General features: G+C 61.6%; 17 protein-coding genes. 14 read left to right on the forward strand and 3 right to left on the reverse strand.

Going from position 1 to position 19503, the window contains the following annotated elements; translation table 11 throughout:
• Positions 1-495 precede the first annotated feature (495 nt).
• The 7 genes from NKI58_RS06955 to NKI58_RS06985 all read left to right on the forward strand — a co-directional run bounded on the left by NKI58_RS06955 (position 496) and on the right by NKI58_RS06985 (position 9446).
• Positions 496-957, forward strand: a complete 462-nt coding sequence (locus NKI58_RS06955) for a MerR family transcriptional regulator (RefSeq protein ID WP_023677331.1) — start codon at positions 496-498, stop codon at positions 955-957.
• 237 nt (positions 958-1194) lie between these two features.
• Positions 1195-2991, forward strand: a complete 1797-nt coding sequence (locus NKI58_RS06960) for an acyl-CoA dehydrogenase (protein WP_352783403.1) — start codon at positions 1195-1197, stop codon at positions 2989-2991.
• 238 nt (positions 2992-3229) lie between these two features.
• Entirely contained in the window at positions 3230-4399 is a 1170-nt protein-coding gene (locus NKI58_RS06965) for an acyl-CoA dehydrogenase family protein (RefSeq protein ID WP_352783405.1), read from the forward strand.
• Between the two features lie 31 nt (positions 4400-4430).
• Positions 4431-5639, forward strand: coding sequence for an acetyl-CoA C-acetyltransferase (locus NKI58_RS06970; RefSeq protein WP_352621881.1), 1209 nt, complete (start codon positions 4431-4433; stop codon positions 5637-5639).
• A gap of 12 nt (positions 5640-5651) precedes the next feature.
• Positions 5652-7868 carry a 3-hydroxyacyl-CoA dehydrogenase NAD-binding domain-containing protein gene (locus tag NKI58_RS06975; RefSeq protein WP_352783408.1) on the forward strand — a complete coding sequence of 739 codons (2217 nt, stop codon included), beginning with the start codon at positions 5652-5654 and terminating at the stop codon, positions 7866-7868.
• Positions 7869-7950: 82 nt separating this feature from the next.
• Positions 7951-8595, forward strand: a complete 645-nt coding sequence (locus tag NKI58_RS06980; RefSeq protein WP_023677336.1) for a S24 family peptidase — start codon at positions 7951-7953, stop codon at positions 8593-8595.
• Positions 8596-8606: 11 nt separating this feature from the next.
• Entirely contained in the window at positions 8607-9446 is an 840-nt protein-coding gene (locus NKI58_RS06985; protein WP_352576972.1) for a thermonuclease family protein, read from the forward strand.
• Here the strand turns inward: NKI58_RS06985 and NKI58_RS06990 are convergent.
• Positions 9409-11064 carry a lysine--tRNA ligase gene (locus NKI58_RS06990; RefSeq protein WP_352570365.1) on the reverse strand — a complete coding sequence of 552 codons (1656 nt, stop codon included), beginning with the start codon at positions 11062-11064 and terminating at the stop codon, positions 9409-9411. The two genes, NKI58_RS06985 and NKI58_RS06990, sit on opposite strands and share 38 nt — an antisense overlap.
• Before the next feature lie 246 nt (positions 11065-11310).
• Here NKI58_RS06990 and NKI58_RS06995 point away from each other — a divergent pair, with 246 nt between their 5' ends.
• Entirely contained in the window at positions 11311-11721 is a 411-nt protein-coding gene (locus tag NKI58_RS06995) for a tellurite resistance TerB family protein (RefSeq protein WP_352576976.1), read from the forward strand.
• 14 nt (positions 11722-11735) lie between these two features.
• On the opposite strand, the gene NKI58_RS07000 is transcribed toward NKI58_RS06995, so the two are convergent.
• Positions 11736-12587: an ABC transporter substrate-binding protein gene (locus NKI58_RS07000; protein WP_352576977.1), complete on the reverse strand. Its 852-nt coding sequence runs from the start codon at positions 12585-12587 to the stop codon at positions 11736-11738.
• Between the two features lie 271 nt (positions 12588-12858).
• Between NKI58_RS07000 and NKI58_RS07005 the strand changes: the two genes are divergently transcribed.
• The 3 genes from NKI58_RS07005 to NKI58_RS07015 all read left to right on the forward strand — a co-directional run bounded on the left by NKI58_RS07005 (position 12859) and on the right by NKI58_RS07015 (position 15091).
• Complete coding sequence (locus tag NKI58_RS07005; protein WP_023677341.1) at positions 12859-13590, forward strand: helix-turn-helix transcriptional regulator; 732 nt, start codon at positions 12859-12861, stop codon at positions 13588-13590.
• 97 nt (positions 13591-13687) lie between these two features.
• On the forward strand, positions 13688-14326 hold the full coding sequence (locus NKI58_RS07010; protein WP_023677342.1) for an acyl-homoserine-lactone synthase: 639 nt from the start codon (positions 13688-13690) through the stop codon (positions 14324-14326).
• Between the two features lie 15 nt (positions 14327-14341).
• Positions 14342-15091: an enoyl-CoA hydratase-related protein gene (locus NKI58_RS07015; protein ID WP_023677343.1), complete on the forward strand. Its 750-nt coding sequence runs from the start codon at positions 14342-14344 to the stop codon at positions 15089-15091.
• 24 nt (positions 15092-15115) lie between these two features.
• Here NKI58_RS07015 and ppk2 read toward each other — a convergent pair whose 3' ends face one another.
• Complete coding sequence (ppk2, locus tag NKI58_RS07020) at positions 15116-16018, reverse strand: polyphosphate kinase 2 (RefSeq protein ID WP_352455148.1); 903 nt, start codon at positions 16016-16018, stop codon at positions 15116-15118.
• Between the two features lie 197 nt (positions 16019-16215).
• Between ppk2 and NKI58_RS07025 the strand changes: the two genes are divergently transcribed.
• The 3 genes from NKI58_RS07025 to NKI58_RS07035 all read left to right on the forward strand — a co-directional run bounded on the left by NKI58_RS07025 (position 16216) and on the right by NKI58_RS07035 (position 19445).
• Entirely contained in the window at positions 16216-17478 is a 1263-nt protein-coding gene (locus NKI58_RS07025) for a sensor histidine kinase (RefSeq protein WP_352589135.1), read from the forward strand.
• Positions 17479-17595: 117 nt separating this feature from the next.
• The gene (gene phoU / locus NKI58_RS07030; protein WP_023677346.1) at positions 17596-18321 is read left to right on the forward strand and encodes a phosphate signaling complex protein PhoU; all 726 of its coding nucleotides are present in this window, start codon (positions 17596-17598) and stop codon (positions 18319-18321) included.
• A 116-nt stretch (positions 18322-18437) separates the two neighbouring features.
• Positions 18438-19445: a magnesium and cobalt transport protein CorA gene (locus tag NKI58_RS07035; RefSeq protein WP_352853102.1), complete on the forward strand. Its 1008-nt coding sequence runs from the start codon at positions 18438-18440 to the stop codon at positions 19443-19445.
• The last annotated feature ends 58 nt before the right edge of the window (positions 19446-19503 follow it).

A 19503-nucleotide genomic window follows, 5' to 3' on the forward strand; every position in this document is an offset into this window, starting at 1 on the left:
CGAACGCGACTGCTTGGCTTGTTGCAGTGGAAGACGAGCTTCCCGAGTCTTATCCGCGCTCCGAAAAACCGTGAAAAATTCAGTACAGGATAGACACGGGTAACCGACATGCGCACATTTCGCCCCAACGTGGTAAACAACGCGTTAACCAAGCTTAAGAAGTTGCAACTTTGTCGGCTGGCTGCCGACGGCGCCGGGTGTCTTTTTTGGACGCGCAAAAGACGTTCTAGAATTTTGATCAGCCGCATGATCGCTCCCGAAATCGGCAACGACCTTTTAGGTTGTCCGCTGGTGCTGCGGCATAAAGTTGCAAGACCAGAACGCTCTTGCGTGGTGAGGCGGCTATCGATATAGAATTGACGTAAACGTAAATGAGCGGATTACGCCGTTTGCGATTTGTTTGTTGAAACCACGAGTGGAAGCACGCCCCCGCTTTCACTCAGGCGACGCAAGGTCCGCGACCGCGACGCCACCAGACGGGGAAAGCCAGTGACCATGAAGCTTATTTCGCCCGGCCAAGCCGCGGCCAACACCAACGATATGTCGAGCGAAGCCGGTGAAGAGCTTGTCCGCATCGGCGAAATGGCCAAGAAATACGGAGTGACCCTGCGTACGCTGCGTTTCTATGAGGACAAGGGTCTGCTCAACCCGCAGCGCGACGGCTCGACCCGTCTCTATACACGCCGCGACAGGGCCCGGCTGAAGCTGATCCTGCTTGGCCGCAAGGTCGGGTTCTCGCTGCGCGACGTCAAGCAGATGATGGACCTCTATGATCCGAACGGCTCCAACACCAAGCAATTGCGGCTGGCGCTCGACAAGTCGGAGAAGCAGCTTGCCCGTCTGCAGAAGCAGCGGGCGCTGATCGACGACGCCATCAGCGAACTGAGTGCTTCGATGTCGACCGTCCGGCAAATGCTGATCGAGCGCTCGACGCCGCAGGCCAGCGTAGCGAGCTAAACTAAGCTTTCGATTTGTGACGAATAAGAGCCGCGTGGCTTTCGCTGCGCGGTTCTTCGTCGTTTGCCGTGCTTTGTCGTTTGTCGTCCTGGCGCGCGGGAGAAAATTTGCCGCACCGCCGAATTGACGTTTACGCAAACGTCAATATTTGTTATCTCGACCACAACGTTGGTCCGTCTGCCATCCTCATATGCTGGGGCTGATTTCGGGGCCAAGACCGCATGGTGGAGGAAACGAATGCCGATCTACAGAGCGCCGGTCCGGGACACGCTGTTCGTGCTGAACGAAGTGCTGGGATATCAACGTTATTCCAATCTTCCCGGATTTTCCGACGCGACGCCGGATGTGCTCGAGGCCATCCTTGCCGAGGGCGCCAAGCTCGCCGAAAACGTGATGCAGCCGCTGAACCGCGTTGGCGACGTGGAAGGCTGCATGCGCCATGACGACGGTTCGGTAACGACGCCGAAAGGCTTCAAGGAAGCTTTCGACCAGTATCGCGAAGGCGGCTGGATGGGGCTCGCGGCACCTGTCGAGTTTGGCGGGCAAGGCTTGCCCTACGCGGTGCACACTGCGGTTGCCGAATACATGGTGTCGGCCAATATGTCGCTGATGATGTATGCCGGCCTGACGCAAGGCGCGATCGCTGCGATCATCACCCATGGCACCAAAGAGCAGAAGGCGACATGGTTGCCGAAGCTGGTCGAGGGCGCCTGGACCGGCACCATGAACCTGACCGAGCCACACTGCGGAACCGATCTTGGCTTGCTGCGCACCAAGGCCGTCCCAAATGGCGACGGCACCTACAGGATCTCCGGTCAGAAGATCTTCATCTCGGCCGGCGAGCATGACATGTCGGACAATATCGTCCACCTGGTGCTGGCCCGTATCGAGGGCGCGCCGGATGGCGTGAAGGGCATCTCGCTGTTCATCGTGCCGAAGCTCAAGCTCGATGCCTCAGGCAATCCGGGCGAGAAGAACACCGTCTCCTGTGGCTCGATCGAGGAGAAGATGGGTATCCATGGCAACTCGACCTGCGTCATGAATTACGACGACGCTGAAGGCACGCTGCTCGGCGAGGCCAATGGCGGGCTGAAAGCAATGTTCACCATGATGAATGAGGCGCGGCTTGGCGTCGCCCTGCAGGGACTTTCGCTATCTGAGGTTGCCTACCAGAATGCGGTTTCCTACGCCAAGGATCGTTTGCAGGGCCGCTCGCTGTCAGGGCCGAAGGCGCCGGACAGGAAGGCCGATCCGATCATCGTCCATCCGGACATCCGCCGCAGCCTGATGACCATGAAGGCTTTCAACGAGGCCGGCCGCGCGCTGGCGCTGTGGACGGCGATCAAGTCCGACATCGCTCACCGCTCCGGTGACGACAAAGATCGCCAGGTCGCAGACGACTACACCGGCCTGATGACGCCGGTGGTCAAAGGCGTGCTCACCGACAAGGGGTTCGATCATGCGGTAATGGCGCAGCAGGTCTTCGGCGGCCACGGCTATATAGAAGAGCACGGCATGAGCCAGTTCGTCCGCGATGCGCGCATCGCCATGATCTATGAGGGTGCCAACGGCATCCAGGCGCTCGACCTCGTCGGCCGCAAGCTGGCCTTGAATGGCGGCCGCGCGGTCCAGGCTTTCTTTAAGGAAGTCGGAGAGTTCTGCGAGGAAAACCGCACCGACGAGACGATGGCGCCCTTCACCAAGGCGCTGAAGAAGGGCCTCAACGATCTGCAGACGGCGACGATGTGGCTGGTGCAGAACGGCATGGCCAAGCCCGATAACGCCGGTGCCGCCTCGACCGATTACATGCATCTCTTCGGCCTGGTGGTGCTGGGCTATATGTGGGCGCAGATGGCCAGGGTGGCCGCAGCGAAATTGGCGAATGGCGCCGACGGCGCTTCGTCTTTCTACGACAACAAGCTGGTGACGGCGCGCTTCTTCTTAGAGCGGATCATGCCGGAGACGTCGGCGCATCTTGCCCGCATCTCCAGCGGTGCCGACACATTGATGGCACTGCCGGCGGAAGCGTTCTAGCTTCGGCGTTCCCCTCCCCCTCGAGGGGAGGGTGGCCCGAAGGGCCGGGAGGGGTCCTGCGTGCAGTGCGCCGACCTCCATTCTGGTGCATGCCTTGGAGGAAAATGATCGCAATGCCGTGGCATATGGCGCAGGTTGTAAAAGACAAGGTCGAGCACGTCATCGGCGACCCCACCCGGCCGCTTCGCGGCTACCCTCCCCTCGAGGGGGAGGGGAACGTTGGCGCGAGGGAGAAACCATGACCCACCCCGCCGAAATCCTTGGCCTTCCCAAGCCCGCCTGGGCGGCGGACGAGGTCGGCATGCTTTACGACATGGCGCACCGCTTCATGTCGGAAGAGATCGCGCCGCGTTACGACGAATTCGAGAAGAACGAAATGGTCGACCGCGAGAGCTGGCTGAAGGCGGGTGCTGCCGGCCTGCTCTGCGCCTCTATGCCGGAGGAATATGGCGGATCGGGCGGCACCTTCGCGCATGAGAGCGCCATCATCGAGGCGATCGGCCATGTCGGCGTCGACGGGTTCGGCATTGGCCTGCACAATTCGATCGTTGCCCCCTATATCCTCCACTACGGCTCGGAGGAGCAGAAGAAGAAGTGGCTGCAGAGGCTGGCGACCGGCGAGCTGATCGGCGCCATCGCCATGACCGAGCCGGGTGCGGGCTCCGACCTTCAAGGCGTCAAGACGCGCGCCGAAAAGGACGGCAACCGGTACAAGCTCAACGGCTCGAAGACCTTTATCACCAACGGCCAGCTCGCCAATTTCATCATCGTCGTTGCCAAGACCGATCCTGAGAAGGGCGCCAAGGGCATCTCGCTGATCGTCGTCGAGACCGACGAGGTGGAGGGTTTCGAGCGCGGCCGCAACCTCGACAAGATCGGCCTCAAGGCCAACGACACGTCGGAACTGTTCTTCAACGACGTACGTGTGCCGACCTCGAACCTGCTCGGCAACGACGAAGGCCAGGGCTTCGTCCAGTTGATGCAACAATTGCCGCAGGAGCGGCTGCAGATCGGCACCACTGCTATCGCCATGGTCGAGCGGGCCTTGGCGCTTACCATCGACTACGTCAAGGAGCGCAAGGCCTTCGGCAAGCCCATCATCGAATTCCAGAACACCCAGTTCAAGCTTGCCGAATTGAAGACCGAGGCGACCATCGGCCGCGTCTTCTATAATGACTGCGTTGCCCGCCACATTAACGGCGGCCTCGACCCGGTGACCGCGTCTATGGCCAAATACTGGCTGTCGGACCTGCAAGGAAAAGTCGTCGACGAATGCCTTCAATTGCATGGCGGCTATGGCTACATGAATGAATATCCGATTGCGCGCATGTTCCGCGACGCCCGCGTCCAGCGCATCTACGGCGGCACCAACGAGATCATGAAATTGCTGATCGGACGCTCGCTCTGAGCGAGTTTCAGCAAACCCAAGGAGCAGGAAAATGGCCGAAGCTTATGTCTATGATGCCGTGCGCACGCCGCGCGGCAGGGGCAAGAAGGATGGCTCGCTGCACGAAGTGCCGGCGGTGCGGCTCGGCGCCAAGGTGCTCGAGGCCATCCGCGACCGCAACGGGCTGGACACCGGCACCGTCGACGACATCATCTTCGGTTGTGTCGATCCGGTTGGCGAGGCGGGTGCGGTCATTCCACGTGCCGCGGCTTTCGAGGCCGGCTACGACACCAAGGCGCCTGGCATGCAGATATCGCGCTTCTGCGCCTCGGGCCTCGACGCCATCAATTTCGGCGCCGCCAAGATCGCGCAGGGCGCCGACGAGATCGTCATTGCCGGTGGCGTCGAATCGATGTCGCGCGTCGGCATGGGCGCCTCCGGCGGCGCCTGGTTCATGGACCCATCGGTCGGCCTGCCCGGCTGGTTCGTGCCGCAAGGAATCTCGGCCGACCTGATCGCCACCAAATACGGCTTTTCGCGCGACGACGTCGATGCCTACGCGGTGGAAAGCCAGAAGCGTGCTGCCAAGGCGTGGGGCGAGGGCCGCTTCAAGAATTCGGTGATCTCGGTCAAGGACCAGAACGGCCTGACCATCCTCGACCGTGACGAACACATGCGGCCTTCGACCGACATGCAGTCACTGGCCGCTCTCAATCCGTCCTTTGTCATGCCGGGCGAAATGGGCGGCTTCGACGCCGTCGCCGTGCAGAAGCATCCCGAGGTGGAAGAGGTCAACCACGTCCACCATGCCGGCAATTCGTCGGGCATCGTCGATGGCGCGGCGGCCGTGCTGCTCGGCTCGAAAAAGGCGGGAAAGACGCTCGGCCTCAAGCCGCGCGCGCGCATCCGCGCCTTTGCCAACATCGGCTCGGAACCGGTGCTGATGCTGACCGGCCCGGTCGACGTTACTGAAAAGCTGTTGAAGCGGGCGAAGATGAAGCTGTCGGACATCGACCTGTTCGAGCTCAACGAGGCCTTCGCTTCGGTGGTGCTGCGCTACATGCAGGCTTTCGATATTCCGCATGACCGGATCAACGTCAATGGTGGGGCCATCGCCATGGGCCATCCGCTCGGCGCCACCGGTGCGATGATCTTCGGTACGGTGCTGGACGAATTGGAACGCCGCGACCTCAACACCGCGCTGGTGACGCTTTGCATCGGCGCCGGCATGGGCACTGCAACGATCATCGAACGCGTCTGACGGAGAGAGATGATGAGCTACACCAATTTCACCCTCGACATCGACGCCGACGGCATTGCGCTGGTCACCTGGGACATGCCGGACCGTTCGATGAACGTCTTCACCGAGGAGGTGATGCTCGAACTGAATACCATCGTCGACAAAGTGGCGAGCGATGCAGCGATAAAGGGCGCGGTGATCACCTCCGGCAAGGATACGTTCTCGGGCGGCGCCGACATCACCATGCTGCAGAAGATGCTGGCGACCTTCGCCGCCGACAAGGCGAAGGACCCGGAGAAGGCGACCAAGGCGCTGTTCGACAATGCGGGCACCATGAACGGCCTGTTCCGTAAGCTGGAAACTTCGGGAAAGCCATGGGTTTCGGCGATCAACGGCACATGCATGGGTGGCGCGTTCGAATTGTCGCTCGCCTGCCATGGCCGTGTCGCGGCCGATTCAGACAAAGTGAGGATGGCGCTTCCCGAAGTGAAGATCGGCATTTTTCCGGGGGCCGGCGGCACCCAGCGCGTGCCACGGCTGACCGACCAGCAGCAGGCGCTGCAAATGCTGACGTCCGGCCAGACGCTGTCGCCTCAGAAGGCCAAGTCGATGGGCCTGATCCATGAGATTGCCGAGCCGGACAAGCTGGTCGAAACCGCCAAGGCGATGATCAGGAACGGCTTGAAACCGGTGGCGCCATGGGATGAAAAGGGCTTCAAGCTGCCCGGCGCCCCGATCTATTCGGTGGCCGGTGCCAATCTGTGGCCGCCGGCCATCGCCATTCTGCGCCGAGAGACCTATGGCAATTATCCCGCCGCTGCCGCCATCCTGAAATGCGTCTATGAGGGCCTGTTGGTGCCGTTCGACACCGCCTTGCGGATCGAGCAACGCTATTTCACCGAGATCATGCAGACCAGGGAAGCGGCAGCGATGATCCGTTCGCTGTTCGTGTCGCTGCAGGAACTGAACAAGGGCGCGCGCCGCCCGGCCGGTGTGCCGGAAACGAAGTTCAAGAAGATCGGCGTACTCGGCGCCGGCTTCATGGGCGCCGGTATAGCCTATGTGACGGCCAAGGCCGGCATTCCGGTGGTGCTGCTCGACCGCGACATGGAGTCCGCCGCCAAGGGCAAGGCGCATTCCGACAACCTGATCTCGGATCAGGTAAAGAAGGGCCGTGCCAAGCCGCAGGAGTATCAGTTGCTGTCGCTAATCACGCCGACGGCCGACTATGCGGATCTCGCCGGCTGCGATCTTGTGGTCGAGGCGGTATTCGAGGATTCGGCCGTAAAGAAGGGTGCCACCGAACAGGCCGAGGCTGTGCTCAAGCCGTCGGCGATCTTCGCCTCGAATACGTCGACCATACCGATTACATCGCTGGCCAGGAATTCGGCGCGGCCGAAGAATTTCATCGGCATCCATTTCTTCTCGCCGGTCGACAAGATGATGCTGATCGAGATCATCCTCGGCAAGAAGACCGGCGACAAGGCGTTGGCAACCGCGATCGACTTTGTCCGTGCCATCAAGAAAACGCCGATTGTCGTCAACGATACGCGCGGCTTCTATGTTAATCGCTGCGTGCTGCGCTACATGTCGGAGGCCTACAAGATGCTGATCGAAGGTGTTCCGGCGCCAATGATCGAGAACGCGGCCAAGGCCGCCGGCATGCCGGTCGGTCCTTTGGCGTTGACCGACGAGACGGCGATCGACCTTGCCCAGAAGATCATGAAGCAGACCATGCGCGACCTCGGCGACAAGGCGGTCGATCCGAAGCAGATGGCGCTGATCAACACGATGGTCGACACGCATGGTCGCTTGGGCCGCAAGAACGGCAAGGGCTTCTATGACTATCCGGCAAAACCGGCCAAGAAGAAGCTGTGGCCAGGCCTCAGGGATCTCTACCCGCAGCTGGCGCCGGAGCAGGTCGATTATGAGGAACTGAAGCAGCGGCTGTTGGTCACCATCGCGCTTGAGGCGGTACGGGTGATGGAAGAGGGCATCGTTACCGACCCACGCGAGGCCGATGTCGGCTCGATCCTGGCCTTCGGCTTCGCGCCCTATACAGGCGGTGCACTGTCCTACATCGACGGCATCGGCGCGAAGAAATTCGTCAAACTCGCCAAGCGCCTGCAGAAGAAATACGGCACCGAGTTCAAGGCGCCGAAGCTGCTGCTTGATATGGCCGAGAAGGGCGAGACCTTCTACGAGCGCTTCGATCCCTATACCAGGGACGAGGCCAAGGAGGCAGCCTGACCCCGTCTTCGGCGGTGGACAAGATGGCGGCCAAGGGATAGAACAGGGAAGGTATTTTTTCCTGTTTCGAAGGAAGAGCAAGGTGCTCTCGCACGACCGCGTTTGGGCCGCCATCGACGCTCTTGCCGAGCGTTATTCGCTTTCGGCCTCTGGACTGGCCAGGCGCGCTGGCCTCGACTCGACCGCCTTCAACAAATCGAAGCGGCTGTCCTCAGATGGACGGCCGCGCTGGCCGTCGACCGAATCGCTGGCCAAGATCATCGAGGCGACCGGCGCCTCGCTGGATGAATTTGCGGGGCTGGTCGAGGGTCGGGGTAATTCCGGCGCACTACCCGTGCAGAGATCGTCGGTGCCGCTGCTCGGCTTCGCCCAGGCGGGCGCCGGTGGCTTCTTCGACGACGCCGGGTTTCCAGCGGGGCAGGGATGGGACCTGATCGAGCTTCCGGCACGGGCAACCGAAACCTCCTATGCCTTGAAGGTCCAGGGCGATTCCATGCTGCCGCTCTATCGCAATGGCGATGTCCTGATCGTCGAGCCAGGGGCTACCATACGAAAGGGTGATCGCGTCGTCGTCAAGACCAATGCCGGCGAGGTGATGGCCAAGGTGCTCGACCGCCAGACACCGAGGTCGATCGCGCTGGTCTCCCTCAATCCCGATCACCCGGACCGCGACATCCCCATGCGCGATGTCGAATGGGTGGCGCGGATTGTCTGGGCAAGCCAGTAGGCGCGGGGCCGGTGCGTCTGCCTCACCTTGCCTTGGCTGTTCTGGCGATCCCGGCGATGGCCACGGCAATTGTCGCCGGCGGCCGCGCCGTCCAGAGCGAAAGCGGCGACCCCTGGGAGCAAATCCAGGTCGGCGCTGAACCGCAGCCCGCCGCGCCGGCTACGTCGGCCATCCCGAAACCAGTGCCGGCCAAGCAGGCGGCGCATTCGAGGGCAATCGATCCAGAAATCGTGGTGCCGCCGCAGCTCGGTTCCAACGAGCTTGAACGGATAGAGCCGCGCGCCCCGTTGAGCGATCTGGCATTGGCCGGACCGCCCAAGCCGCCAAAAACGAAAATGCCCGACGACTGGAAAGGCACGAAACTATTCCAGCCCGTCGCGTCGGCCGCCGGGGTCATCGAAGCAAAGGGCTATTCGATTGCGGTTTCCGGTATCGACATCGTCAAGCAGGAGGAGACTTGCACCGACGGCGGCGAGTCCTGGAATTGCGGCATTCGGGCGCGAACGGCCTTCCGCGCCTTTCTCCGCAGTCGTGCGGTGGTCTGTGCCGTGCCGCCCGAAGGCGGTCGTGATCTGATCGCCGCCGAGTGCCGGATCGGCAATCAGGATATCGGCCAATGGCTGGTCGAAAATGGCTGGGCGCGCGCCGCCAAGGGCGGCCCTTACGCAGAAGCCGGCGAGAAGGCGCGTGCAGCAAAAAAAGGCGTCTTCGGGCCGGCGCCGAGCGTTTCAGGCCTGCCGCCGCTCCCGGCTGCTGCGTCGCGATCCGCGCCTGTAGCGCCTAGCTCGATCCTGGAGGAGCAAGACGGCGTCCTCATGCCGCCAGCTGACCAGCCAGCGCCCGCTGAATGAGCTCGCGCGTTTCGGCGATGCCGTAGAGCGCGGCGAAGGAGCCGAAGCGCGGCCCGCGTTCCTGACCTATCAGCACCTGATAGATCATCTGGAAGAAGGCGACGGAGACACCGGGTCCGCCCTCCGGGCTCTGCTTGGAATGATCCTGGTAGCGCTCGATCTTGCGCGCAACATTGAGGGCAGCGTTCTGGATTGCCTCGCTGTCGGCATCAGCCGGCAGCGCGGCGAGCGCTTCCGAAAGCTTGGTCAGCGCCTCGCGCTCGACCGCGTCGGCAGCACGGTACACTTTCGCCGGCTTCACGAAATCGTCGAAATAGCGGATGGCATATTCGGCCAGCCGGTCGAGCTCGGGATGGGTTGTCGGCGTCACACCCGGCGCGTGGCGCGAAATGAAACCCCACAGCACGTCCCTGTTCTGCGCATTCGAGGCGCTGACCAGGTTGAGCAGCAGCGAGAACGGAACCGGCAGGTCGACTGCCGGGGGATTGCCGTCATGCATGTGCCAGACCGGATTGCCCAGCCGCTCCTTCCAGTCCTGCCTCTGATAGGCAGAGAGGAACGTGTAATATTCGTCTACCGCCCTCGGGATGACGTCGAAATAAAGCTTCTTCGCGGTTCGCGGGCGCTGGAACATATAAAGGCTAAGGCTCTCGGTCGGCGCGTAAGTCAGCCACTCGTCGATGGTCAGCCCATTGCCCTTCGACTTCGAGATCTTCTGGCCGTTCTCATCGAGGAACAGCTCATAATTGAAGCCCTCCGGTGCCGGAGCATCGAGCGCGCGGCAAATCTGCCCGGCGAGCTTGACGGAATCGATCAGATCCTTGCCGGACATCTCGTAATCGACGCCGAGTGCTGCCCAGCGCATCGCCCAATCTGGCTTCCATTGCAGCTTGGCATGACCGCCGGTCACCGGCGTCTCGAAGCGCTCGCCGGTGTCCGGGTCGCGCCACACGATGGTGCCGGCGTCGAGCTTGCGCTCGTCGATCGCGACTTGCATGACGATGCCGGTCTTGGGATGGATCGGCAGGAAGGGCGAATAGCTCAGCGCCCGCTCCTCGCGCAGCGACGGCAGCATAATTGCCATCACCTTATCGAAGCGCTCGAGCATCTTGAGCAGCGTCGCGTCGAAGCGGCCGGAAGTATAATAGTCGGTCGAGGAAGCGAATTCGTAATCGAAGCCGAAACGGTCGAGGAAAGCGCGCAGCCGTGCGTTATTGGCGGCGCCGAAGGACGGATACTCATTGGAGAACGGGTCCGGTATCCTGGTCAGCGGCTTGCCGAGATAGGCGCGCAGCATGTCCTTGTTAGGCACATTGTCCGGCACCTTGCGCAATCCGTCCATGTCGTCGGAGAAGCACAGCAGCCGCGTCTTGACCTTGTCTTCAGTCAGCACGCGGAAGGCGTGGCGCACCATAGATGTGCGCGCCACCTCGCCGAACGTGCCGATGTGCGGCAGGCCGGACGGGCCGTAGCCGGTCTCGAACAGCACCGTTTCCGGGTAGCCGCTGCTCGCGTAGCGGGCGACGATCTTTTTCGCTTCCTCGAATGGCCACGCCTTGCTTTCGGCGGCGGCGGCGAGGACTTCCGGGCTGAGATCGATCGGCTGTTGTTCGGCCATGATGCTATTCCTGCAACTTTGCCAGCATCCATGCCGGCAGCCGCATGCTCTAGACCATGATCCCGAAAAGTGGAACCCGGTTTTCGGGCAGGACCGTGATCAGGCAAGAAGATTAAGAGCCCCCGTCCCGATAGTCAGGATGGATCAAGTTCCAAGGCGTGATCGGAGCGCCAACGATCGCGGCTGTTTTTCCTTGCGGCGCCGGTCCCTCGTTCCTAACTTCGGGACCATCTCAAGGAGTTGTAAATGCCATTGTCGCCACACGAAGCCATGATCTACCTGATGGTCATCACCTCGGCGTCAGACCGCGACATGACCGACGTCGAACTGGCGCGGATCGGCGACGTCGTTCGATCCTGGCCGGTGTTTGAGGATTTCAACCAGGAGCGGCTGGTCGAGGTCGCCCAGGCCTGCCAGAAAATGCTGCATGAAAAGGATGGGCTGGAGGGCGTCCTGGCGCGCGTCGCCGAGGCGCTGCCCGAACGCCTGCGTGACACCGCCTATGCCGCCGCCTTCGAGGTCGCAGCTGTCGATCTCGAAATGCGCCTGGAGGAGGTGCGCGTCCTGCAGCTCGTCCGCCGGGAACTCGACCTCGATGCGCTGACGGTCGCCGCCGTTGCGCGAGCCGCCAAGGCCCGCCTTCGCACGCTGACCTGAGCCGGCGGCCAAGCTCAGAAAAAACTGACGGGAAAATAGCGCAGATAGAACTCGGCGAACGTGCCTTTCACCGAGATTTCCTGCAGCGCGTAGTCGAAAGCGGCGGCCAGTGCCGGATCGTCGGCCCTAGTGGCGATTGCCATGCCTGAGCCGAGATATTCGGGCGCCAGATAGGGGCCGCCGGCAAAGCGGCAGCAGCCCGCTGCATCCGAACCGCCGAGCCAGAAGGCGAAACGCATGCCGTCGCCGAAGGCGGCGTCGATCTTGCCGGCTTTCAGCTCGCCATAAAGCTCCTCCGGCTTTGCGAACGGGACGATTTGGACGTCGCCGAAATAATCGCGCAGCATCCGCTCGTGCGCGGAGCCGGCGATCACGCCGACACGCTTGCTGCGCAGCTTGTCGAACATTGGTTCGGTCAGCGCCTGTGTCTTCAGCATGATGAAGCGTGCCGGAAATTGCAGGTAGGAGCGTGAAAATGCGTATTTCGACCGCGACTCCGGCGTCGCGGCGATGCCGGCAATGATCGCTTCGCCCTCGCCTTTCCCGAGCGCACCTTCGAGCTCGGCCCAGGGCAGCGACTGGATCTGGCATTTTTCGGCAATGCCGAGCTCGGCGCAGATGGCGCGCGCCAGGTCGACATGGAAGCCCGACAGCCGGCCTGCCCCATCGAGGAAATTGAACGGCGGGAAATCCGTGGTGGTCAGGAATCGCAGCCGCGGCAGCATCGAAAGGTCCGGCTTTGGCAGCCGCTCCTTGGCGTCCCAGAACACCGGCACCTGCGGCTCCGCGGCGAGCGCAGCAGCCGCAAGCGATTGCGCTCCGATCAATATCAAGATCAATGAAATGGATATGCGCCGAAACGCCACGCGACGACTCCGTCCGGTCTTGCCCCGCCTTTCGTACGAAATAACACAGGTTTTTGTACGAAAAAAACACAGGTACGACGGTTTTTGGTTTCATCATTGCAATTTAGGGATATTGTTTAGTGAGTTTGCAAGTGACTGCGTGATGCCGGCTGAAGAGGAGCAGTAGGACGCACAGGGGAGGCAGCTTTGCAGTCCGGGGTTGATGGCGTGGTGCGGGTTGATCACTGCCATTGGCCTCAAGAGCGGAAGGCAACATGGGGTAGATGTTGCGATGGGTCATTTCGATCGTACGCTGGAGTTGATAGATCAGTTGCAGCACGCCGGCACAGCCGCCGCCGTCTGCGAAAAGCTGCTGGGGGTAACAAGCGGGTTCGGGCTGACGGCGCTGATGGCCGGGACGGTTCCGCAACCTGGCACGCCGAGAAACCAGCAAAAGGACCATGTGCTGCTCTGCGACTGGCCGGCTGAATGGCTTGAGCGCTACGTCGCGCGCAACTACGTCGATCACGACCCCGTCGTCAGCCACATGAAGCAGCTTCAAGCGCCATTCCAGTGGCGGGAAGCATCTCAGGGCATCCGCATCGGCAAGAGCGGCGGCGAGGTGATGGGCGATGCCGGCGAATTCAAGCTGCGCGACGGGTTGGCCTTCCCGCTAATCACGCTCGATGGCCAGATCGTCATGGTGTCGCTAGGCGGCGAGGCTGTCGAATTGTCGAGCGCCGAGTTCGGGTTGGTGTCGCTGGTCTCGACTTATGCGATTGGCCGCGCAATGCAGCTCCACACCATGGCGGGCAAAACCATCGATCATGTCGAATTAACGCCGCGTGAGCGCGAATGCCTGCAATGGGCTGCTGTTGGCAAGTCCGAATGGGAGATTTCACAAATTCTCGGCATTTCGGAACACACGTCAGAGAAACACCTTCTTAACGCCAAAAGCAAACTCGGTGCCGTCAACCGGGTCCAGGCCGTCGCGGAAGCGATAAGGCGCGGCTATATTAACTAGGTCGGCCGCGCCGGCCTAGAAATTCTTGCTTGCGTGATCGCGTAATTTTTTTGGGAAAGCACGGCCGTATCTTCCTATTGAAACTAGGAGACGGCAAATGCTTTTTTCCCTCACGACCCAGGAATTGATGGAACGGCCCGACCTCTGGGAGGCAGTTCATCGTTTGCGTTACAGAGTTTTCGTCGAAGAGATGGGATGGACCGATCTGCAGCGCCCTGATGGCCTCGAGATCGATCAATTCGACCACGACGAGGCAGTGCACCAGATCGTCATCCGCAATGGCGAGCTCGCCGGTTATCAGCGGATGCTGCCGACGACCCGGGCACATCTTCTAACCGATGTGCTGGCGGACCTTTATGAGGGAACCCCACCGTCGGGCCCGAATGTCTATGAACTGACCCGCTATGCGGTTGCGCCGGGATTCCGCGACGGTCGGCGCGGCGTGTCGACGGTCGGCACCGAGCTGATCGCCGGCTTCGTCGAGTGGGGTCTGAAGCGCAACGTCAACCAGGTGATCATCGAATTCGAGCCGATGTGGGTGCTTCGCGCGCTGCAGCTGCATTTCCTGGCAACGCCGCTCGGTTACCAGCGTACCTATGGCAACCAGCAGGTGGTTGCCACACTGCTCACCTTCAACGAGCACACGCTCGACGTGGTGCGTTCGCGCCGCAACCATTTTGCGCCGGTGCTGGCCAGAGGGTACCCGGACATGCTCGGACAGAGACGCGCCTCGTGAGATTGGAGAGAGGCCATGAACGTTCACTCAAAAGCAGAATTCCGCAATCACACGCTGATCGTCACGGTATCGTCGGGTGACGGCCGCCCGGTGCTGGACAGGCGGGCCTATGAAAGCCTGGCCAGGACATTCCACGAAGCCGCTGTCGACGACGACGTCCGCGTCGTGGTCCTGCGCGGCTTGGCCGGGTGCTTCTGCCTCGGTGCCGATTTCTCCGAATTTCTCGACGCCACCAAACATCGGCGACTGATCGCCGCCGTCACCGATATGTTCCGCACGCTGGCGACGTTCCCGAAACCGGTCCTTGCCTGTGTCGACGGCGACGCCGTCGGCGTCGGTTGCACCATCCTGTTCCACTGCGACATGGTGATCGCCTCGAGCAAGAGCACGTTTCGGGTGCCGTTCGTCGATTTCGGCCTGGTGCCGGACGCGGCGACCAGCATTCTGGCGCCGCAGAAGCTCGGCTATGCCGGGGCGTTCCGCTTCTTCTGCCTGGGCGACACGCTCGCCGCCGAAGATGCCAGGGCACTGGGCCTTGTCGGCGAGATCGTGACGGACGGCAGCGTCGAGGAAGCCACGTTGGCAAGAGCCAGGCAACTCGCCAAGAAGCCTGTCGCGGCGCTGCTACAGACGCGCGACCTGCTTAGGGGCGACACCGGCGCGCTCTGCGACCGCATCGACCAGGAGATCTCGCTTTTCCAGCAGGCGCTGCAGGACGACACCACGCTGAAGCGACTGCAGCGGATTGCCCGGCTGGCGGCATGAGAGCCGCGTATCGATGAGGTGAGCTTATTTTTCGAGGAAAGTCGGCCCTTCGCCGATGATCTTCTTGTCCTCCTTGCCGATGACGTCGAGGTCGCGGCCGTCATAGGGAAGCGAAAGGAGAATGCGCTGCATGACGGCCAGCCGCGCGCGCCGTTTGTCGTTCGCCCGCACAATGATCCAGGGCGCGAACTCCTTGTGCGTGCGCTCGACCATCAGGTCGCGCGCTTTGGTGTATTCGTCCCATTTGGTGATGCCGGCGATGTCGATTGGCGAAAACTTCCAGCTCTTCAGCGGGCTCCAGCGGCGGTCGTGGAATCGCTCGAGCTGCGTTTCCCGGCCGATGTTCAGCCAGAATTTGAAGAAATGTATGCCCTCGTTGCGGATCATCCGCTCGAAATGCGGAACCTCGTCCAGAAATTGCTTGTGCTGCTCGGGCGTGCAGAATCCCATCACCGGTTCAACGCCGGCGCGGTTATACCAGGAGCGGTCGAAGGTGACGAATTCGCCCGACGTCGGGAAGTGGTCGACGTAGCGCTGGAAGTACCATTGTCCAAGCTCGGTGGGCGTTGGCTTGGTCAGCGCCACGTTGCGCGCCGTGCGAGGGTTCAGATACTGGCGCAAAACGAAGATAGTGCCGCCCTTGCCGGCAGCGTCGCGCCCCTCGAACAGCGACATTACCCGCTTGCCCGTCGACTGCAGCCACGCCTGCGCCTTGACCAGCTCGATCTGCAGCTTCTCTAGCCTCTCGTCATACTCCTCGCTCTTCATCTTCTTGTCGTAAGGGTAACCGCCGGCGGTGAGCTTGCGGTCCTCGACCCAGTCGGGAAGCGCGGGGGCCTCGATGTCGAACGCTCTCTCCTTGCCGTCGATCATGATCTTCAGCGGCCCCGATGAGGGTGCGGCGGGGCTTTCCTTAGCGTTTTTCATCGAGGCGAACCTTTCCAGCTTCCGGACTCGTGCTATTGGGAGCCTTACTGCATCGGCCCGAAAATCGGAATCGATTTTCGGAAAGAACGATGCAGCAGATAAAGTGGTAGAGCGTCCTTTGTGCGTCCAATTGGACGCACTGCGCTCTAGCGCCGGTCCAGCAAGAAGTTCTTGAAGTGGCCGCAGACGGAGCGCAAATGGCCGACATCGGCACAGAGCGGAGAGGCAGGGCGCAAGCCGTCGCCATGCGGCTGTGGAACAGCCGCTGGCTGCTGGCGGCCGGCCTCGTTGCGGTTCTGATGGTCTATGGTTTTGCCGGCATGTCTGGCTATGTGGTGCTGCTGGCTGGCGCCGTGCTGGTTGCCGCTGCGATGCTGCCGGCCGGCATCGCCCGCCAATCGACCGAAAATGCCGCGGCCATCGAGTCGAGCGTGCAACAACTTTCCGGCGAATATCTCGCGGCGGCGGTTGCCGATCCGCTGATCATTTTCGATCGCTCCGCCGCCATCGTCCACGCCAACGCCGCTGCCTTTGCCGCCTTCGGCGGGATTGCCCCCGGCATGTCGCTGTCGCTGAAATTCCGCGCGCCGGAAATGCAGGGCTTGCTGGATAGTATCTTGGCGGGCAACGTCGCTTCGGACAGCGTCGACTACATAGAAAAGCTGCCGGTCGAACGAGCCTATCGGGTGAGCGCGTCTTCAGTCGGCCATGCCACGGATCTCTACGTACTGGTGTTCAAGGACCAGAGTGAGGCGCGCCGGATCGACAGAATGCGTGCCGACTTCATTGCCAATGCCAGCCACGAGCTGCGCACGCCTCTCGCCTCGATCGCCGGTTTCATCGAGACGCTGCGCGGGCCGGCCCGCAACGACCCCGCGGCGCGCGAGCAGTTCCTGCAGATCATGCAGAACCAGACCAGCCGCATGGCGCGCCTCATCGACGACCTTCTGTCGCTGTCGCGCCTGGAGATGAAGCCTTATCTCAAGCCGGGAACCGAGGTCGACCTGCGCCAGGCCATCGACAGCGTCATCGATTCGCTTGGGCCGCTCGCAAAGGAAAACGGCGTCGTCATCGAGCGTGATTTCGCGGAAGGGCCGCTCGACGTGCCCGGCGATCGGGACGAGCTTTTCCAGGTCTTCGAAAACCTGCTGGAAAACGCCTGCAAATATGGTCAGTCGGGCGGACGCGTCGTGGTGTCGATCATACGCAGCGACAGCGATCCCGAACCGGGCATCGACGTCACCATCAGGGATTTCGGCCCCGGCATCCCCGAAGAGCACATCCCGCGCATCACCGAGCGCTTCTACCGCGTCGACGTCGAGAACAGCCGAACCCAGAAGGGCACCGGCCTTGGCCTGTCCATCGTCAAGCATATCCTGACCCGCCACAACGCCAGACTCTCCATCAGGTCGGAGGTCGGCAAGGGTGCGGCGTTCACGGTCCATTTGCCGGCTCGCTAACGTAGTACTATCTCTAGCACATAATGGGCCGTTTCTTTTTTCTGTCATCCGGCTAGCGTATCAGCGGGGATTCGAGGGAACGACTCAACCACGAGATCCCGGGAAGGCATTTCGTCCATGCAATCCGTGCATATCGTCAGCGCCTATGACGAGGAGCTGAAATATCTGTCGAAGCGCATCGCGGCGATGGGCGGGCATGCCGAGCGCATGGTCGAGCAGGCGGTCGCGGCGCTGGTCAATGCGGATCCGGGGCTTGCCCAGAAAGTCATTCGGGACGACCTGGTTCTGGATGAGGGACAGCGCGAGATCGACGACAAGGCGATCATCATCATTGCCAAACGCCAGCCGATGGCGACGGATCTGCGCGAGATCGTCGGCGCGATCCGCATCTCGGCTGACCTCGAACGGGTAGGCGACCTCGGCAAGAACGTCGCCAAGCGGGTGGTTGCCGTCGCAGACGGGCGCCAGCCGAACAGCCTGTTCCGCGGCCTCGAGGCTTTGGCCAATCTGGCACTGACCCAGCTCAAGGAAGTACTCGACGTCTATGCGTCGCGGTCGGTGGAGAAAATCGGTTTCGTGCGCGACCGCGACGACCAGATCGACGCCATGTACACCTCTCTGTTTCGCGAATTGCTGACCTACATGATGGAAGACCCACGCAACATCACGCCCTGTACACATCTCCTGTTTTGCGCCAAGAACATCGAGCGCATCGGCGACCACGCTACCAACATCGCCGAGACGATCTACTATATCGTCACCGGCGATCAGATGCCGGCCGATCGTCCGAAGGGCGACAAGACGGACAAGATTATTCTTCCCGCAACCCAACCAGCGAAGTGAGTTCTCTCAGCACTGATGCGAATTTCGGATTCGCCACCTGACAGAAAATTGCGCTAAGCTTTCGACGCGCCGACTTCTCAGTTCCGCGATGAAGGCCCCGCCTTCAGGAGGCTGCGATGGAATACGTCCGCGAGTTTGCTCCTGCGCCGCCGATGTCGGGTATAATCGCTTGCGGCGTCTATACGGCTGGGCGGCGCATCGCCGACATTCCGATCGAGGAAGCCGGCGAATGGGCCGGGAAGCCGGGCCACGTGGTCTGGATCGGACTGCTGGAGCCCGACCGCAATTTGTTGCTGCGCGTCCAGGCGCAATTCCATCTGCATGAGCTGGCGATCGAGGACGCCGAGCATCCGCACCAGCGACCGAAGATCGAGCAATATGGTGATGCCCTGTTCATAGTTGCCCGCACGGCGCAGCTGATCGACAGCCGCGTCACCTTCGGCGAGACGCATCTGTTCGTCGGCGCGGGCTACATTGTCAGCGTCAGGCATGGCCCGTCGACCTCCTACGCCGCCGTTCGGCAGCATTGGGAAAGCTGCCCGCATTCCCTTGCCAAGGGCGAGGATTTCGTCCTCTACGCCATTCTCGATTTCATCGTCGACAACTATATGCCGGTGCTTGAGCAGATCGAAAACGAGGTCGAGGCGATCGAGGACAAGGTTCTGCTGAAACCGATGACCGGCTCCGATATCGAACGGCTTTATATGCTGCGCCGCGATCTCTTGCGCCTGCGTAATGCGGCCCTGCCGCTGGTGGAGGTCTGCCGGCGGCTCACCAGCGCCGATCTGCCGCAAATCCACACAGCCATGCACCCGCTGTTTCGCGACGTCACCGACCACATCCGCACTGTCCAGGAAAAGATCGACAGCCTGCGTGAGGTTCTCGCCTTCGCCTTCGAGGCGAGCCTTCTGGTCGGTCAAAGCCAGGAGACGGCGATCTCCAAGAAGCTTGCCTCATGGGCCGCAATCTTGGCCGTGCCGACGGCATTCGCCGGCATTTACGGCATGAATTTCAGCGACATGCCGGAACTGAGGAGGGAATATGGCTACCCGGCCGTCCTGGCGGCAATTGCCCTGATCTGCACGTTTCTTTACTGGCGGTTTCGCAAGAATGGGTGGCTTTGAAGCGAGGGCAGTAGGGCAGTAGGGCAGTAGGGCAGTAGGGCAGTAGGGCAGTAGGGCA

The organism is Mesorhizobium sp. M0522, assembly GCF_040321085.1.
Classification (GTDB): Bacteria; Pseudomonadota; Alphaproteobacteria; order Rhizobiales; family Rhizobiaceae; genus Mesorhizobium.

Coding starts and splice junctions, on each gene's coding strand:
- NKI58_RS06955 (WP_023677331.1), top strand. CDS start 496: ATGAAGCTTATTTCGCCCGGCCAAGCCGCGGCCAACACCAACGATATG.
- NKI58_RS06960 (WP_352783403.1), top strand. CDS start 1,195: ATGCCGATCTACAGAGCGCCGGTCCGGGACACGCTGTTCGTGCTGAAC.
- NKI58_RS06965 (WP_352783405.1), top strand. CDS start 3,230: ATGACCCACCCCGCCGAAATCCTTGGCCTTCCCAAGCCCGCCTGGGCG.
- NKI58_RS06970 (WP_352621881.1), top strand. CDS start 4,431: ATGGCCGAAGCTTATGTCTATGATGCCGTGCGCACGCCGCGCGGCAGG.
- NKI58_RS06975 (WP_352783408.1), top strand. CDS start 5,652: ATGAGCTACACCAATTTCACCCTCGACATCGACGCCGACGGCATTGCG.
- NKI58_RS06990 (WP_352570365.1), bottom strand. CDS start 11,064: ATGGCCGAACAACAGCCGATCGATCTCAGCCCGGAAGTCCTCGCCGCC.
- NKI58_RS06995 (WP_352576976.1), top strand. CDS start 11,311: ATGCCATTGTCGCCACACGAAGCCATGATCTACCTGATGGTCATCACC.
- NKI58_RS07005 (WP_023677341.1), top strand. CDS start 12,859: ATGGGTCATTTCGATCGTACGCTGGAGTTGATAGATCAGTTGCAGCAC.
- NKI58_RS07010 (WP_023677342.1), top strand. CDS start 13,688: ATGCTTTTTTCCCTCACGACCCAGGAATTGATGGAACGGCCCGACCTC.
- NKI58_RS07015 (WP_023677343.1), top strand. CDS start 14,342: ATGAACGTTCACTCAAAAGCAGAATTCCGCAATCACACGCTGATCGTC.
- ppk2 (WP_352455148.1), bottom strand. CDS start 16,018: ATGAAAAACGCTAAGGAAAGCCCCGCCGCACCCTCATCGGGGCCGCTG.
- NKI58_RS07025 (WP_352589135.1), top strand. CDS start 16,216: ATGGCCGACATCGGCACAGAGCGGAGAGGCAGGGCGCAAGCCGTCGCC.
- phoU (WP_023677346.1), top strand. CDS start 17,596: ATGCAATCCGTGCATATCGTCAGCGCCTATGACGAGGAGCTGAAATAT.
- NKI58_RS07035 (WP_352853102.1), top strand. CDS start 18,438: ATGGAATACGTCCGCGAGTTTGCTCCTGCGCCGCCGATGTCGGGTATA.